Annotated in this window: 13 protein-coding genes; 8 read left to right on the plus strand and 5 right to left on the minus strand. The window is 75.6% G+C overall.

Going from position 1 to position 15,476, the window contains the following annotated elements; all coding sequences use genetic code 11:
* Positions 1-30: 30 nt before the first annotated feature.
* Positions 31-1,749 carry an L-lactate permease gene (locus QSK03_RS02890; protein WP_285648444.1) on the minus strand — a complete coding sequence of 573 codons (1,719 nt, stop codon included), beginning with the start codon at positions 1,747-1,749 and terminating at the stop codon, positions 31-33.
* Between the two features lie 165 nt (positions 1,750-1,914).
* Here QSK03_RS02890 and QSK03_RS02895 point away from each other — a divergent pair, with 165 nt between their 5' ends.
* Positions 1,915-3,381, plus strand: a complete 1,467-nt coding sequence (locus QSK03_RS02895) for a peptide MFS transporter (protein ID WP_285648445.1) — start codon at positions 1,915-1,917, stop codon at positions 3,379-3,381.
* Positions 3,382-3,403: 22 nt separating this feature from the next.
* Positions 3,404-4,279, plus strand: a complete 876-nt coding sequence (sigJ, locus tag QSK03_RS02900) for an RNA polymerase sigma factor SigJ (protein ID WP_285648446.1) — start codon at positions 3,404-3,406, stop codon at positions 4,277-4,279.
* Here the strand turns inward: sigJ and QSK03_RS02905 are convergent.
* Positions 4,260-4,838 carry a carboxymuconolactone decarboxylase family protein gene (locus tag QSK03_RS02905; RefSeq protein WP_285648447.1) on the minus strand — a complete coding sequence of 193 codons (579 nt, stop codon included), beginning with the start codon at positions 4,836-4,838 and terminating at the stop codon, positions 4,260-4,262. The genes sigJ and QSK03_RS02905 overlap by 20 nt on opposite strands.
* A gap of 71 nt (positions 4,839-4,909) precedes the next feature.
* On the opposite strand from QSK03_RS02905, the gene QSK03_RS02910 reads away from it, so the two are divergent.
* The 3 genes from QSK03_RS02910 (at position 4,910) to QSK03_RS02920 (ending at position 7,779) form a co-directional block, all read left to right on the plus strand.
* Positions 4,910-6,067, plus strand: a complete 1,158-nt coding sequence (locus QSK03_RS02910) for an acyl-CoA dehydrogenase family protein (RefSeq protein WP_285648448.1) — start codon at positions 4,910-4,912, stop codon at positions 6,065-6,067.
* Positions 6,068-6,080: 13 nt separating this feature from the next.
* A complete protein-coding gene (locus tag QSK03_RS02915; protein WP_285648449.1) occupies positions 6,081-7,265 on the plus strand; it encodes an acetyl-CoA hydrolase/transferase C-terminal domain-containing protein in 1,185 nt (394 codons plus the stop codon).
* A gap of 124 nt (positions 7,266-7,389) precedes the next feature.
* Complete coding sequence (locus tag QSK03_RS02920; RefSeq protein WP_285648450.1) at positions 7,390-7,779, plus strand: hypothetical protein; 390 nt, start codon at positions 7,390-7,392, stop codon at positions 7,777-7,779.
* Positions 7,780-7,783: 4 nt separating this feature from the next.
* On the opposite strand, the gene QSK03_RS02925 is transcribed toward QSK03_RS02920, so the two are convergent.
* Both QSK03_RS02925 and QSK03_RS02930 read right to left on the minus strand, forming a co-directional pair.
* On the minus strand, positions 7,784-8,092 hold the full coding sequence (locus QSK03_RS02925) for a metal-sensitive transcriptional regulator (protein WP_285648451.1): 309 nt from the start codon (positions 8,090-8,092) through the stop codon (positions 7,784-7,786).
* A 30-nt stretch (positions 8,093-8,122) separates the two neighbouring features.
* Complete coding sequence (locus QSK03_RS02930; protein WP_285648452.1) at positions 8,123-9,436, minus strand: serine hydrolase; 1,314 nt, start codon at positions 9,434-9,436, stop codon at positions 8,123-8,125.
* Positions 9,437-10,098: 662 nt separating this feature from the next.
* On the opposite strand from QSK03_RS02930, the gene QSK03_RS02935 reads away from it, so the two are divergent.
* Genes QSK03_RS02935 through QSK03_RS02945 form a run of 3 tightly spaced genes read left to right on the plus strand, consistent with a single transcriptional unit; the run spans position 10,099 to position 13,899 of the window.
* Positions 10,099-12,423 (plus strand): heavy metal translocating P-type ATPase, encoded by a 2,325-nt coding sequence (locus QSK03_RS02935; protein ID WP_285648453.1) that lies wholly within the window; start codon positions 10,099-10,101, stop codon positions 12,421-12,423.
* On the plus strand, positions 12,420-12,878 hold the full coding sequence (locus tag QSK03_RS02940) for a DUF4396 domain-containing protein (RefSeq protein ID WP_285648454.1): 459 nt from the start codon (positions 12,420-12,422) through the stop codon (positions 12,876-12,878). The genes QSK03_RS02935 and QSK03_RS02940 overlap by 4 nt, the downstream gene beginning before the upstream one ends.
* 10 nt (positions 12,879-12,888) lie before the next feature.
* The gene (locus tag QSK03_RS02945; protein WP_285648455.1) at positions 12,889-13,899 is read left to right on the plus strand and encodes an aminotransferase class V-fold PLP-dependent enzyme; all 1,011 of its coding nucleotides are present in this window, start codon (positions 12,889-12,891) and stop codon (positions 13,897-13,899) included.
* Here QSK03_RS02945 and QSK03_RS02950 read toward each other — a convergent pair.
* On the minus strand, positions 13,896-15,374 hold the full coding sequence (locus tag QSK03_RS02950) for an MFS transporter (RefSeq protein ID WP_502872120.1): 1,479 nt from the start codon (positions 15,372-15,374) through the stop codon (positions 13,896-13,898). The two genes, QSK03_RS02945 and QSK03_RS02950, sit on opposite strands and share 4 nt — an antisense overlap.
* Between the last annotated feature and the right edge of the window lie 102 nt (positions 15,375-15,476).

The raw sequence follows: 15,476 nt of genomic DNA on the forward strand, positions 1-15,476 counted from the left end.
TCGAACGGGCCTACCCGATCACACCGGTGCCTATCCCGCGACCACCATCCAGCCCAGCACCGGTGTCGACTGCAGGAGCACGAGGACACACATGCCCGCGAGGAACACGAGGCTCCAGAGCAGCACGCGGCGCAGGATCTCCCCCTCGCGCCCGGCCATGCCGACCGCGGACGCGGCGATGGCGAGGTTCTGCGGCGAGATCATCTTGCCGAGCACGCCGCCGGAGCTGTTCGCCGCCGCCAGCAGGATCGGGTCGAGCCCGGCGCCCTTGGCCGCCGTGACCTGGAGCGCGCCGAACAGCGAGTTGGACGACGTGTCCGAGCCGGTGACCGCCGTCCCCAGCCACCCGAGCACCGGGGAGAGCACCGCGAAGAACCCGCCGGTCCCGGCCAGCAGGGCGCCGAGGGTGAGCGTCTGCCCCGAGTCGTTCATGACGTAGGCCAGCGCGAGCACGGCCATGACCGTCGGGATCGCGGTGCGCAGCTGCACGAGCGTCCGCCCGTAGGCCGCGACGGCGGACCCTGGCCGCAACCGCAGCACGAGCGCGGTGATGACGCCGGCGATGAGCAGGATCGTGCCGGCGGCCTCGAGCCAGTTGAGGTTGAAGGCGACGGTGGAGACGGGCTTGCCGGCCGCAGTGCGCACGTCGAGGCCCGGCCAGTTGAACTTCACCGTCACCGCCTTGAGCGCCTTGCTCACCGGCGGGATCTGCTGGATGCCGAACAGCACGATGATGATCACGTATGGCGTGTACGCGAGGACCGTGTCCCGGCGGCTGTCCTGACGGTGGTCGTCGGCGTCGGCCCCCTCGGCGGGCACGCCACCGGTCGCGTCGCCACCCGTCCCGTCGCCACCCGTCCCGTCGCCACCACCGACGCCCACCGGCGTCCGGGTGGCGGCGGTCTCCTCGGCCGTCGCGTCCGTCGCGACCGCGGCCCGGCGCGGCGGACGGGCCCGCACCAGCAGCACCACGGCGCCGGCGGAGAGCAGGGCGGCGACGATGTCGGTCAGCGGGAGCGACAGGTAGTTCGACGTCGCGAACTGCGCGAGACCGAACACGAGGCCGGCGACCAGCGCGACCGGCCAGGTCTCCCGCAGCCCCTTCCAGCCGTCGACCAGCCCGACGAGGACGAACGGCACGAACAGCGCCAGGATCGGCGTCTGGCGCCCGACCATCGCGCCGAGGGCGTCCTCCGGCAGGCCGGTGACCTGCGCGAGCGTGGTGATCGGCACGGCGATGGCCCCGAAGGCCACCGGGGCGGTGTTGGCGACCAGGGCGACCACCGCGGCCTTGAGCGGGTGGAAGCGCAGCGCGATGAGCATGATCGTGCAGATCGCCACCGGGGTGCCGAACCCGGCCAGCGCCTCGAGCAGCGCGCCGAAGGCGAACGCGATGATGACCGCCTGCACCCGCGGGTCGTCGGACACCGACCCGAACGACCGGCGGAGCACGTCGAAATGCCCCGACGTCACGGTCATCTGGTAGATCCACAAGGCGTTGATCACGATCCAGAGGATCGGGAAGAAGCCGAACGCCGCGCCCTCGATCCCCGCGAGGACGGCCTGCCCCACCGGCATGCCGTACACGAGGATCGCCACGAGCAGCGCGACCGCCAGCCCGATCAGCGACGCGAGCCACGCCCGGACCCGCAGACCGCCCAGCAGGACGAACAGGACCAGCAGCGGGAGCACGGCGACCAGCGAGCTCAGCGCCAGCGAGCCGAGCGGGGTGTCGTTCTGGACGTACACGGGGCCACCTCCGGGAACGGGCGGCGCCGCCCGTGTGGTGGCGCAGCGTGCCCGTTCCGTCGCCCGGTGTCGACACGAAACGGTGACCCTCTTTCGCCATCCGGACGGGTCCGCGCCGCGTGTCCACTCTGGCGGTCGCACTCCGCGAGGAGCACGCTGCACCCCGTGACGACCCCGACCACCGAGCACGTGCCCTCGACCGACCGTCGGTTCTTCGGGCACCCCCTCGTCCTCGGCAGCCTGTTCTCGGTCGAGCTGTGGGAACGCTTCTCGTTCTACGGGATGCAGACCGTCATGGCGTACTACCTGTACTACGCCGTGACCGAGGGCGGGCTGGGCCTGGAGAAGGCGTCCGCCACCAGCATCATCGGCGCCTACGGCGGCCTGGTGTACCTGGCCGCCGTGGTCGGGGCGTGGGTCGCCGACCGGGTCCTCGGCGCCGAGCGGACGCTGTTCTTCTCCGCGATCACGGTGATGGCGGGCCACATCGCCCTCGCCGTGATCCCGGGCCTCACCGGCGTCGCCGTCGGCCTCGTCCTGGTCGCCCTGGGCAGCGGCGGGGTGAAGACCTCGGCGACGAGCGTCGTCGGCTCGCTCTACGCCCGCGACGACCCGCGCGCCGACGCCGGCTTCTCGATCTTCTACATGGGCGTCAACATCGGTGCGCTCGTCGGGCCCCTGCTCACGGGCCTGACCCAGCAGCAGATCGGGTTCCACTGGGCGTTCGGCCTCGCCGCGATCGGGATGGCGATCGGGCTGGGCATCTACGCGGTCGGCCGCCGGGGCCTCCCGGACACCGCGGCCGTCGTGCCCGACCCGCTGCCCCCGGGCGCGTGGGTCCGCCCGGCGCTCGTCGCGGTCGGCGTCGTCGTCGTCGTGCTGATCGGCTTCGCCACCGGCGTGCTCGAGCCGGGCACGCTCTCGACCGCGGTCGCGATCGTCGTCGCCGTGATCTCCATCGTGATCTTCACGATCATGCTGACCAGCCCGAAGGTCGACGACGACGAGCGCAGCCGCGTGCGCGCCTTCATCCCGATGTGGCTGGGCAGCGTCGTGTTCTGGTCGCTGTTCCAGCAGCAGTTCACCGTCGTCGAGCTCTACTCCGACGAGCGGCTCGACCGGAACCTGTTCGGCTGGGAGATGCCGGTCAGCTGGCCCAACTCGATCGAGCCGTTCTGGGTGATCGTCCTGGCGCCGCTGTTCGCGGTGCTCTGGACGAAGCTCGGCACCCGCGCGCCGTCGACGCCCGCGAAGTTCGCGATCGGCGCCACCGGCATGGGCATCGCGTTCCTGCTCTTCCTGCCCTGGGCGGGCGGCGTCGGCAACTCCACGCCGGTGCTCGCACTGGTGCTGATCCTGCTGGTGTTCGCCCTGGCCGAGATGAACCTCTCGCCGGTCGGGCTCTCGGTGTCGACCCGGATCGGGCCCGCGGCGTTCCGGAATCTCACCGTCGCGCTGTTCTACCTCACGGTCTCGCTGGGCTCGGCGCTCTCGGGAACCCTCGCGGGCTTCTACGCCCCCGAGCACGAGGGCGCCTACTTCGGGATCACCGGCGCCGCCGCGATCGTGCTCGGGCTCGTGCTGTTCGCCCTCACCCCGTGGATCCGGCGCGCGATGCGGGGCGTGCGGTGAGCCGCGCGGGCATGATGGCGGGGTGACCGCCGAGGCGCCGCCCACCGAGGAGCACCGCGCCCACCTGCTCGCCGTCGGCTACCGCCTCACCGGGTCGCGCGCCGACGCCGAGGACGCCCTGCAGGAGGCGTGGCTGCGCTGGGACCGGCTCGGGGACGTCGGCCGCGCGCAGGTGCGGGACGTCCGCGCGTGGCTGGCGACCGCGGTGGGGCGGCTCTGCCTCGACCGGGTCCGCTCCGCACCGGCCCGGCGCGAGCAGTACGTCGGGCCGTGGCTGCCCGAGCCGCTGGTCACGACAGGCGCCGACGACGTGCTCGACGCCGTCGTCGCCCGCGAGGACGTGCGGATCGCCGCTCTGCTCGTGCTCGAGCGCCTCTCCCCCGACCAGCGGGTGGCGCTCGTCCTGCACGACTCCGCGGGGCTCCCGTTCGACGACATCGCCGACGTCCTGGGCTGCACCACGACGACCGCGCGCCAGCACGCCTCCCGTGCCCGGCGCACGGTCGGCGCCGCCGCGGCGGACGGCGAGCTGCCCGACCCGGTGCCGGAGCCCGACCAGCGCCGGGTGCTCGACGCGTTCGTCGCCGCCCTCGCCGCGGGCGACGTCGCAACGCTGGTGACGCTCCTGCACCCCGACGCCGCCCTGCGCACCGACGGCGGCGGCATCGTCAAGGCCGCGCGCCGGACCGTCGTGGGCGCGGAGAAGATCGCGCGGCTGCTCGTCGCGCTGCTCGAGGAGGGCGACCCGGAGATCCTGTCCGCGGCGCGTCCGGTCATGGTCAACGGCGAGGCCGGCCTGCTCGTGTCGTTGGGGCCGACGTCGGCCGTGCTGGTCCTCACCGTCGCGGACGGGCGCGCCCGGGCGGTGCACGCGGTGCTCAACCCGGAGAAGGTCTGACCGGGACCTCGCACGACGCGGCGAAGCCCTGCGCGCGCACCCCGAGCGCGGCGTTCGACCGCGCCCGCTGGTTCTCCACGGCGATCAGGTGGGTCAGCTCGACGAGGCCGGCGTGCCCGAGGCGCGCGTCGAGGTCGGCGACCTGGGCGTCGGTGACCGCGATCGGCTGGGCGCTCACGGCGTCGGCGTAGGCGAGGACCGCGCGCTCGTCGGCGTCGAAGCGCTCGTCGTGCGGGGCGTCGTCGGCGGCGGCGCGGCGCAGGTGGTCGGCGTCGAGGCCCTCGCGGACCCAGAGCATCTCGCCGAAGTCGACGCACCAGGAGCACCCCACCCGGGTCGCGGTGCGGTAGACGGCGAGGTCGCGCAGCCGGGCCGGCAGGACCGTCGCGACCTTCTCGGTGAGCGACTCGGACACCGCCGCGGTCCAGAACAGGCCGGGGTGGTGGCGCAGCACCGTGAACGGCTCGGGCACGTCGCCGAAGCGCCGGCGCGCGAACCGGTAGGCGAGGCGGCCGAGGACGCCGGCGTCGCGGTCGTCGACGACGGGGATGCGGGCCATGGTTTCTCCTCCTGGACGCGGGTGGTGACCGGTGGACGGCGGGGCCCCGCCGAACGTGACACGGTGAGGTCATGGAGGCCTCCGACTTCGCCGACGTCCTGTCCTCGGTCCGCGCGTTCGTCCGCGAGGAGGTGGTGCCGCGCGAGGACGAGATCGAGGCGACCGACGAGGTCCCGGAGAAGCTGCGCGAGGCGTGCAAGGCGATGGGCCTCTACGGCTTCGCGATCCCCGAGGAGTTCGGCGGCATCGGGCTGTCGATGGCCGAGGAGGTGGAGCTGGCCATGGAGCTCGGCTGGACCACGCCGTCGCTGCGCTCGCTGTTCGGCACCAACAACGGCATCGCCGGGCAGGTCCTGCTCACCGGCGGCACCCCGGAGCAGCAGAACGAGTGGCTGCCGCGGCTGGCGAGCGGCGAGGTCGTCGCCTCCTTCGCGCTCACCGAGCCCGACGCCGGCTCCGACCCGTCGTCGCTGACCACGAAGGCCGTGCGGGACGGCGAGGAGTTCGTGATCACCGGGCAGAAGCGCTGGATCACCAACGCGCCGCTGGCCGACGTGCTCATGGTCTTCGCGCGCACCGATCCGGACGCCCCGCCGGCCAAGGGCATCTCGACGTTCCTCGTCCCGACGTCGGCACCCGGGGTCTCGTTCACCGAGCACGACGCGAAGATGGGCCAGCGCGGCTCGTGGACCTGCGAGGTCTACCTCGACGAGGTCCGCGTCCCGGCCGCCCACCTCGTCGGCGGCGAGGAGGGCCTGCACCGCGGGTTCGTCACCGCGATGCGCTGCCTCGCGCACGGCCGGCTGCACATCGCGGCGCTGTGCATGGGCATGGCGGCGCGGCTGGTCGAGGAGATGCGCCTGTTCGCCACCGAGCGCGAGCAGGGTGGGCACAAGATCGCCGCCTACCAGCTCGTGCAGGGCCTCGTGGCCGACTCGGTGACCGACTGGCACGCCGGGCGCGCCCTGGTCCGCGAGGCCGCGCGGGCCTACGACGACGGCTCGGACACCACGCTCGGCCCGTCGACGGCGAAGTACTTCTGCTCCGAGGCCGTCGGGCGCATCGCCGACCGCGCCGTGCAGGTGCACGGCGGCTCGGGCTACATGCGCGGCGTGCCGGTCGAGCGCCTCTACCGCGACGCGCGCCTGTTCCGGATCTACGAGGGCACGAGCCAGATCCAGCAGGTGATCATCGCCCGGGGCCTGCTCGGGAGCGCCGCGCGGGGCTGACAGACTGCCGATCATGGCCCTGGACGGCGGCATCCTCGCCGGTCTCGTGCGCCCCGGGGCGCGCATCGCGCTCGCCGACGGCTGCGGCAGCCCGCGTGCGGCCTACCCGCTGCTCTCCGCGCTCGCCCGGGAGCGGGGCGACCTGCGCCTGGTCACCGGCTGGCTGCCCGGGCCCGCCAACGGCCTCGACCTCGCCGCCTTCGCCGACGCCCGCACCGTGATGCCCGGCTGGGGCCTGCGCGCGGCCGCGGAGGCCGGGCACGTGCACGCCGTGCCGGCGCGCCTGTCCGCGGTGCCGGCGCTGGTCGCCGGGCCGCTGCGCCCCGACGTGCTCGTGGTCGCCGCCGCGCCGGGCCCGGTCGGTCCGGTGCTCGGCGCCGAGGTGTCGTGGATCCGCGCGGTGGTCGACCTCGGGGTCCCGCTGGCCGTCGTCCTCGATCCCGCCCTGCCCCGCGCGGCGGCCGGCCCGCCGCTGCCCGACGAGCAGGTCTTCGTCCTCGGCGAGGAGGCGACCGGACCGCACGCCCCGACGCCGCCGCCCGCGCCCAGCCCGGAGCACGAGGCGATCGGGCGCCACGTCGCGGGCCTGCTCGCCGACGGGGTCCGCCTGCAGTGGGCGCCCGGTCAGCTCGGCGAGGCCGTCGTGGGCGCGGTGCGGGCCGCCGGGATCCGGGTGCACGCGGACTCCGGCCTGCTCGGTGACGGGGTCGTCGCCCTCGACGAGGCCGGGCTCCTGCTCTCCGACCCCGTCGCGACCTACCTCGTCGGCAGCCCGGCGCTCTACGCCTGGGCCGACGCCCGGGGCCGCGCCGGGCACCCCGTCGTCCACCGCATCGAGCACACCCACGAGCCCGCGCGCCTCGCCGCGGACCCGCCCCTGGTGTCGGTGAACACGGCCGTGGAGATCGACCTCGACGGCCAGGTGAACGTCGAGGGCACCGCGACCGCGCTGGTCGGCGGCATCGGTGGGCACCCGGACTACGCCGCGGCCGCCGCCAGATCGGCGCGCGGTCTCTCGGTCGTCGCCCTGGCCTCGCAGCACCGGGGACGCTCGACCCGCGTCGACCGGCTCTCCCGTCCGGTGACGACGGCCGCCCACGATGTCGACGTCGTCGTCACCGAGCACGGGCACGCCGACCTGCGCGGGCTCGACCGCGACGAGCGCCGTCGCGCGCTCGACGGGCTGTTCCCGGGCTGAGCGCGCCCGGCGTCCGAGGAGCTTCCCTGGACGATCCATCACGGTCCGGCAACCTGAGCCGCCTAGGGTGGGTACGCCCGCACGACAGCACCCGTTCATCCCGCCGACCCCGCGAGGACATCCCATGGCCGACGGCACCGCCGGATCCCCGACCGCCTCCCGCGCGCACCTCGCGGCCGTGCCCGACGGCACGGCGGCGACGGTGACGCAGACCCCGCCCCTGCCCTCGGAGACCGCGCCGGAGCCGGAGCAGGCGCCCGACCTGCTCGCGGCGCTCGACCGCGGCGACGAGGAGGCGGTGAAGCTCTGGGTGCGCGCGCACACTCCCGAGGCCGGGAGCCTCGTGCTCTACGCGCTGTACGCCGGAGCCGGGATCCTCGGTCTCGTCGAGTGGCCGTCGGTCCTGCTCGCGGTGCTCGGCCAGCTGGTGGTCGACCGCCGCTTCGGCGGTGTCGAGGCCCTCGCCGCGGAACTGCGCCGCCGCGTCGACAGCGCCGTGGCCGCGCGGGCGTAGGAGCTCACGACCGGACGAGGCGGGCGATGGCCGCCGAGGCCTCCTGGACCTTCTCGGCGGCCTCCGCGTCGCCCGCCTTCGCCGCGTCGACCACGCAGCCGCCCATGTGCTCCTCGAGCAGGCCGAGCGCCACGTTCTGCAGCGCCCGCGTCGCCGCGGAGACCTGCGTGAGCACGTCGATGCAGTACTTGTCGTCCTCGATCATCCGGGCGATGCCGCGGACCTGGCCCTCGATGCGGCGCAGTCGCCGCAGGTGGTCGTCCTTGTTCCCGGCGTAGCCGTAGCCGTGCTCGGGTGCCTGCTCCGTCTCCATGACCCTCCCGAAGCCGCCTCCCCGGTCACGTTACCCGGCGCGGGCGGCGTCCCCGAGGTCCCGACGGACGGAGGAGGCGGCGGCGTCGACCACCTGGCGGGCCGCGTCGTACCCGGGCGGCTCGTCGGTCAGCACCGCGACGAGGAAGCGCCCGTCGAGGACGGCGACCGAGTGCAGGTTGGCCCGCGAGCCCAGGCAGCACAGCCAGCCCTGCTTGACCGGCACGTGGGTGCCGTCGAGGAAGCCGAAGCCCTGATCGAACCCGTCGCCGGCGATGCGCTGCGCCTGGGACATGGTGCCCAGCAGCAGGTCGCGGTCGGGGGCGGGCAAGTCGACCTGGATGTGGCGCAGCAGCTTCACCATGTCGCGCGCCGAGGTCTGCACCTCGCCCCACTGGGACGTGTCGTCCGGCGCGGTCGTGTCCTCCAGGCCGACCGAGCGGGAGACGCGGGTGATCGCGCTCGGCCCGTCGTACTGGGTCCAGAGCGCGTTCATGGCCGGATCGCTGCTGACGGTGAGCGCGGCGTGGAGCAGGCGCAGGTCGCGGTCGCCGAGGGTCAGCTCGCCGTCGCGCTGGCGCTGCAGCATGTCGACGGCCACGAAGAGCTTCGCCAGCGACGCTGTGTAGAAGGTCTCGTCCGGGTTCGACCCCGGGGCGACGTCACCGGTCGCGGCGTCCCCGACGGCGACGCTGAGGTTGAAGCCGTCGCGCGCCCCCGCCTGCTCCGCCTGCGAGACGGCGCCCGCGAGGTCGACCTCCGGGGCGCTCGGCTGGGCGGGCGGGGCCAGGTGCTCGGTCCCGCTCGTCGGCAGGTTCAGCGCGCGGGCCGACGCGGCCAGCGGGTTGGCGGGTGCCCCGTTGAGCGTCTCGATCGTGATCAGCGTGCCGGCCATGAGCGCGCCGACGACCGCCGCGCCCACGCCCAGCGGAAGCCCCCGGTTGCGACGCGGCTCGCTGTCGGCCGGGGCCTGGCGGCGGGCGGCGCGGTTCGGCGGCGGGGCCTGCGACCGGCTCGCGGCCCGGCCGCCCGCGCGGTGCGACGAGCGCTCCGGAGCGGTGACGCGACTCGCCGGGGCCGGCCGGGACGTCGTCCCCCGCTCGCCCGGGGCGCGCCGCGTGCCCGTGGTCGCCCCCGGGCGCTCGGCGCCGGCCCGTGAGGCGCGACGGGCGGCGGCGCGGTCGCTCGTGCCGCCCTCGGCGCGGTCGGCACGGTCGGTTCGGTCGGCGGACGGCGGCGTGGAGCAACGCGCCGCCGACGGCTCGTCCCCGCCGGCCGGGCCGGGACGGGTCGCGGGACGCGCGACGACGCCGGTCCCCCGGGGAGGGCTCGCGGGCGGTGGCACCGGGCCGCGGGGCGGCACACCACCGGCGGGGCGACCGGGCGGCGGGGGTGCCGGAGGCGCCGGAGGCGCGGCGCCGGCGGGCGCGAGGCCCGGAGGAGGTGGCGGGACGCGCTCGGGGTGCCCGGGGCCGGGCGGGCGTCCCGGCGGGGCGTCCCGGCGAGGGGCTCCGGGGTGGGACCCGGTGTGGGCGCCGGTGCGCGGGCCGGGAGGTCCGGGGTACGCCCCGGTCGGCGGCCCCGGGTAGACCCCGGTGTGCGTCCCCCGGTGGGCGCCGGTCTGCGGGCTCGGGTACGCCCCGGTCGGCGGCCCCGGGTGGGCGCCCGTGCGCGTTCCCGGGTAGCCCCCGGTGTGCGCTCCCGTGTGTGCTCCGGTCCGGGGCGGGGCGCTGAGCAGGCCCACGCCGCCGCCGGCAGCGGGCGCGTCGACCTCTCCGACCGGCGCGCGGTGGCGTGCCGGTGCGGCGACGGGCCCGGCGGAGCCGGGCGGGCGGGGATGTCCCGATGGTCCGTCCGGCCCCGACCGCGGCGGCGGCCGGTGCGAGGTCACGAAACAATCACACCACTTCGCTCCGCGTGACCGACGACCCACCCGTCCGCCACGCCGTGGCGGTTTGACAGCCATACCCCCTAGGGGTACTAACGGGGAGGAGAGAGGGAGGCCGCATGACCGCACCGCCCGCGTCGCCCACGCCGGCGTCCGACACCGAGCGCGCCGGGACCGCAGGCGCGACGGCGGACACCGGCCGCGTCGAGCTGGCGATCACCGGGATGACCTGCGCCTCCTGCGCCGCCCGCATCGAGAAGCGCCTCAACAAGGTCGACGGCGTCGCGGCGGGGGTCAACTTCGCGACCGGCACGGCCTGGGTCGACCGCACCGGGCCCGTCGATCCCGCGGAGCTCGTCGCGGCGGTCGAGAAGCTCGGTTACGGCGCGTCGGTCCCGGGGCCCGCCGTCCCGGGCGGCAGCGAGGAGCACCCGGCGGACGGCCCCGCCGACGTCCTGCGGCGGCGCCTGCTCGTGAGCGTGGCCCTGACGCTGCCCGTGATCGTGCTGGCCATGGTGCCGCCCTGGCAGTTCACGAACTGGCAGTGGCTCTCGGCGATCCTCGCCGCCCCCGTGGTGGTGTGGGGCGGGCAGGACATCCACCGGGCGACCTGGACCAACCTGCGCCACGGCGCCGCGACCATGGACACCCTGGTCTCGGTGGGCACGCTGGCCGCGCTCGGCTGGTCGTTCTACGCCCTCTTCCTCGGCGGCGCGGGCATGCCGGGCATGACCCACGAGCTCTCGCTGACCGCCGCCGGCGGCCCCGACGCCATCTACCTCGAGGCCGCCGCCGGCGTCACGACCTTCGTGCTGGCCGGCCGGTACTTCGAGGCCCGCGCGCGGCGCCGCGCCGGCGACGCCCTGCGGGCCCTGCTCGACCTCGGCGCGAAGGACGTCGCCGTCCGCCGCGACGGGCGCGAGGAACGCATCCCGGTCGAGCGGCTGGCGCTCGGCGACGAGTTCGTCGTGCGGCCCGGCGAGACGGTGGCGACCGACGGTGTCGTCGTCGAGGGGCGCTCCGCGATCGACGCGAGCGCGATGACCGGCGAGTCGGTGCCGGTGGACGTCGAGCCCGGCGACGAGGTCAGCGGGGCGACGGTCGCGGTCGGCGGGCGCCTCGTGGTGCGCGCGACCGCGGTCGGCGCCGACACGCGCCTCGCCCGCATCGCGCGCCGCGTGGCGGAGGCGCAGAACGGCAAGGCCGCCGTCCAGGCGCTGGCCGACCGCGTGTCCGCGGTGTTCGTGCCGATCGTCATCGTGCTCGCGCTCGGCACGCTCGCGGTCTGGCTGCTCGTCGGCGCGGGCGCCTCGGCCGCGTTCACCGCCGCGGTCGCGGTCCTCATCATCGCCTGCCCGTGCGCGCTCGGGCTCGCGACGCCGACCGCGCTGATGGTCGGCACCGGGCGCGGCGCCCAGCTCGGCATCCTGCTGCGCGGGCCCGAGGTGCTCGAGTCCACGCGCCGCGTCGACACCGTCGTCCTCGACAAGACCGGCACCGTCACCACCGGCGAGATGCGCCTCACCGGCGTCACCCCGCTCGCCGGTTTCGACGGGAGCGACCTGCTGCGCCGCGCGGGCGCCCTCGAGGACGCGCTGACCCACCCGGTCGCCCGCGCCGTCGCCGACGCCGCCCGCGAGCGGCTCCCCGAGCTCCGGGGGGACCTCCCCGCGGCCGTCGACGTCGCCGCCCGCGACGGGCTCGGCGTCACCGGCACCGTCGAGGGGCGCGCGGTCGTCGTGGGGCGGCTCCGGCTGCTCGACGAGCTCGGCGTCCCGACCGACGCGCTGCGCGAGGCCGTCGCCGAGGTCGAGGCCGGCGGGTCGACCCCGGTCGTCGTGGCCTGGGCCGACCCCGGGGATGCCCCGGAGGTGCGGGGTGTCCTGGCCGTCGCCGACACCGTGCGCGACAGCTCCGCCGGCGCGATCGTGGCGCTGCACGGGATGGGGCTGCGCACCGTCCTGCTCACCGGCGACCACGAGACCGTCGCGCGCGCCGTCGCCGACGAGGTCGGCATCCCGACCGTGATCGCCGGGGTGCTGCCCGAGCAGAAGGCCGACGAGGTCGCCCGTCTGCAGGACGCCGGCGCGGTGGTCGCCATGGTCGGCGACGGGGTCAACGACGCCGCCGCGCTCGCCCGCGCCGACCTGGGCCTGGCGATGGGCACCGGCTCGGACGCCGCCATCGAGGCCGGCGACCTCACGCTCGTGCGCGGCGACCTGCGCGTCGTCCCCGATGCCCTGCGCCTCGCCCGGCGCACCCTGCGCACCATCGAGGGCAACCTGTTCTGGGCGTTCGCCTACAACGTCGCCGCCCTGCCGCTGGCGGCCCTCGGCCTGCTCAACCCCGTGCTCGCCGGCGCCGCGATGGCGTTCTCCAGCGTGTTCGTCGTGGCCAACAGCCTGCGCCTGCGCCGCTTCACCCCCGCCGGGGAGAGCCGATGAGCTGGCGCGACGTCCCCTGGTCGGCCGCCGCCCAGGCCACCGCCCACTGCCTCACCGGCTGCGCGATCGGCGAGGTCCTCGGCATGGTCATCGGGACGGCCGCTTCGCTCTCCACCGCCGTCACGGTCGTGCTGTCGATCGTGCTGGCGTTCGTCTTCGGCTACGCGCTCACCATGCGCGGCGTCCTGCGTGCCGGCGCGGACCTGCGCACGGCGCTGCGCGTCGCCCTCGCCGCGGACACGGTCTCGATCGCCGTGATGGAGGTCGTCGACAACGGCGTCGTCCTCGCCGTGCCCGGCGCGATGGACGCCGGCCTCGGCTCGGTGCTGTTCTGGGCGTCGCTGGCCGTCTCGCTCGCGATCGCGTTCGTCGTCACGACGCCGGTCAACCGCTTCATGATCAGCCGCGGACGGGGCCACGCCGTCGCGCACGCGTACCACCACGCGGATCACTAGCCTCGCGGGCGTGCGCCACGCCTTCGGCACGACGTTCGACGTCGAGGACATCTACCTCAACACCCCCTCGATCGGGGTCCCGCCCGGGCCGGTGGTGGACGCGGTGTCCGCCGCGGTCACCGCGTGGGGCCGGGCGGAGACCTCGGCGCCGGGGTTCGACGGCGTCGTCGCCACGGGACGGGAGGCGTTCGCGCGGCTCGTCGGCGTGCCCGTGTCCTCGGTGGCGCTGGGCACCGTGGTGTCGGGCATGGTCGGGCTGATCGCGACCTCGCTGCCCGCCGGGTCGCGCGTGCTCACCGCCGACCGCGAGTTCACCTCGGTGAGCTTCCCGTTCGCCGCCGCCGGGCACGATGTCGTCGAGGTGCCCCTCGAGGAGCTGCCCGAGCGCGCCCGCGCCGCCGACGTCGTCGCCGTCAGCGTGGTGGCCTCCGCGGACGGGGCGCTGCTCGATCTCGCGGCCCTGCGGGCCGAGGTCGGTCCGGACACGCTCGTCGTCCTCGACGCGACCCAGTCGCTGGGCTGGCTCCCCGCCGACCTCGCGTGGGCCGACGCCGTGGTGGCCGGCGGCTACAAGTGGCTGCTCGCCCCGCGCGGCGCGGCGTGGATGGCGCTCTCGGACCGGCTCGCCGAGCGCCTCACCCCCGCCCTCGCCGGCTGGTACGCCGGGGGCTGGGACGCGATCTACGGCCTGCCCCTGCGCCTCCACGACGACGCGCGGCGCTTCGACCTCTCCCCCGTCTGGCTCGCGCACGTCGGCGCCGCGGTCGCCCTGCCCTGGCTCGCGTCGCTCGACGCCGCCGCGGTGCACGATCACGCCGTCGGGCTCGCGAACCGCGTGCGCACGGGGCTCGGGCTGCCACCGGGCGAGTCCGCGATCGTCTCGGTGCGCCACGACGGCGCGGTCAACCGCCTCGCCGCCGCCGGCGTGCGCGCGGCGGTCCGCGACGGCGCCGCGCGCCTGGGCTTCCACCTGCACAACGCCGACGCCGACGCCGACGCGGTGCTCGAGGCGCTCGCCTAGGACCGCGGGTACTGCTGCGGGGCGGTGACGCCGCAGTGGGTGCAGACCTCGGTGGGGAAGCGCTCCGGGGCATGATCGTCCGGGTCCTCCGGCGCGGTCGTCGCCGGCGTCCTCCGGGGCCGCAGCAGCACCGCCGAGAGGACCGCGCCGACCGCGAGCAGGCCGGCGGCGATCGCCATCGCGATCCGGTAGCCCGCCGCGAACGACGGCGGGTCGGTGTAGTCCTGCCCCGAGATACCGGCGACGGCGGGGATCAGCGCGACCGCGAGCAGCCCGGCGGCGCGGGCGATCGCGTTGTTGACCCCGGAGGCGATGCCGACGTGGCGGTCGTCGGCGGCGTCGAGGACGGTCGCGGTCAGCGGTGCGACGGTGCCCGCGAGGCCGAGCCCGAACAGCGCCACCGGCGGGAGGACGTCCACGAAGTAGGACGCGTCCGGCCCGATCCGCCGCAGCAGGAGCATCGCCGTCGCCGCGAGCAGCAGCCCGATCGTCATCGGCCACCGCGGGCCGATCCGCTGCGCGAGGCGCCCCGAGCGCGCCGAGAGCACGAGCATGATGAGCGTGATCGGCAGCGTCGCCATGCCGGCCGCCAGCGGGCTGAAGCCCGCCACGACCTGCAGCTGGAGCACGACGAGCAGGAAGTTCACGCCGAGCGCCCCGTACACGAGCAGCGTGATGATGTTCGTGCCCGTGAAGCGCGGGTTGGCGAAGAGCTCGCCGGGCACCAGCGGGGCCCGCGCACGGCGCTCGACGAGCACGAAGGCGATCAGCGCCAGCACCCCGATCGCGCCCGCGACGACGGCCGAGGCCGTCGAGCCCTCCTCCCCGGCCGCGGTGAGCGCCCACGTCAGCGCGGCGAGCCCGGCGACGGCGAGCACCGTGCCCGGGACGTCGAGGTGCGTCGCGGCCTGCGGGTCGCGGGACTCGGGGACGTGGCGCAGCGCGACGACCACCACGACGGCGGCCAGCGGCAGGTTGATGAGGAAGACCGCACGCCAGGTCCACTCGACCAGGAACCCGCCGAGGAACGGCCCGACCGCCCCGGCCACGCCGCCCAGACCGGACCACGCCCCGATGGCCGCGGCCCGGTCCTCGCCGTGGAACGACGCCGAGATCAGCGCGAGGCTGCCCGGCGTCAGCAGCGCGCCGCCGACGCCCTGCAGAGCGCGCCCGGCGATGAGCAGCTCCACCGAGGGCGCGAGCCCGCACAGCGCCGAGGCGACCGCGAACCAGACCACGCCGACCAGGAAGATCTTCCGGCGCCCGAACCGGTCGCCCAGCGACCCGCCGAGCAGGATGAGCCCGGCGAGCGTGAGCGTGTAGCCGTTGATCGTCCACTGCAGTGCGGCGAAGCTCGCGTCGAACTCCGCGCCGATCCGCTCGAGGGCGATGTTGACCACTGTCGAGTCGAGCATCGCGAGGCCCGACCCGAGCACGGTGGTCAGCAGGATCCAGCGGCCCCGGGCCGTCCCCATCCGGATGGTCTCGGCGGCCCCCGCGGTGTCGGTCACGCGATCAGCATGGCCGCCGTCGCGACGCTCGGCGAGCGCGACACCGGGGCGCGACGGGGCGTGGAC

It is taken from the genome of Actinomycetospora sp. NBRC 106375 (assembly GCF_030269665.1).
Taxonomy (GTDB): domain Bacteria; phylum Actinomycetota; class Actinomycetes; order Mycobacteriales; family Pseudonocardiaceae; genus Actinomycetospora.

Bases quoted from the DNA above. Each gene is read 5' to 3' on its own strand.
- QSK03_RS02905 (WP_285648447.1), bottom strand. From the start codon at position 4,838: ATGGCCCGCATCCCCGTCGTCGACGACCGCGACGCCGGCGTCCTCGGC.
- QSK03_RS02910 (WP_285648448.1), top strand. From the start codon at position 4,910: ATGGAGGCCTCCGACTTCGCCGACGTCCTGTCCTCGGTCCGCGCGTTC.
- QSK03_RS02915 (WP_285648449.1), top strand. From the start codon at position 6,081: ATGGCCCTGGACGGCGGCATCCTCGCCGGTCTCGTGCGCCCCGGGGCG.
- QSK03_RS02920 (WP_285648450.1), top strand. From the start codon at position 7,390: ATGGCCGACGGCACCGCCGGATCCCCGACCGCCTCCCGCGCGCACCTC.
- QSK03_RS02925 (WP_285648451.1), bottom strand. From the start codon at position 8,092: ATGGAGACGGAGCAGGCACCCGAGCACGGCTACGGCTACGCCGGGAAC.
- QSK03_RS02935 (WP_285648453.1), top strand. From the start codon at position 10,099: ATGACCGCACCGCCCGCGTCGCCCACGCCGGCGTCCGACACCGAGCGC.
- QSK03_RS02940 (WP_285648454.1), top strand. From the start codon at position 12,420: ATGAGCTGGCGCGACGTCCCCTGGTCGGCCGCCGCCCAGGCCACCGCC.
- QSK03_RS02950 (WP_502872120.1), bottom strand. From the start codon at position 15,374: ATGGGGACGGCCCGGGGCCGCTGGATCCTGCTGACCACCGTGCTCGGG.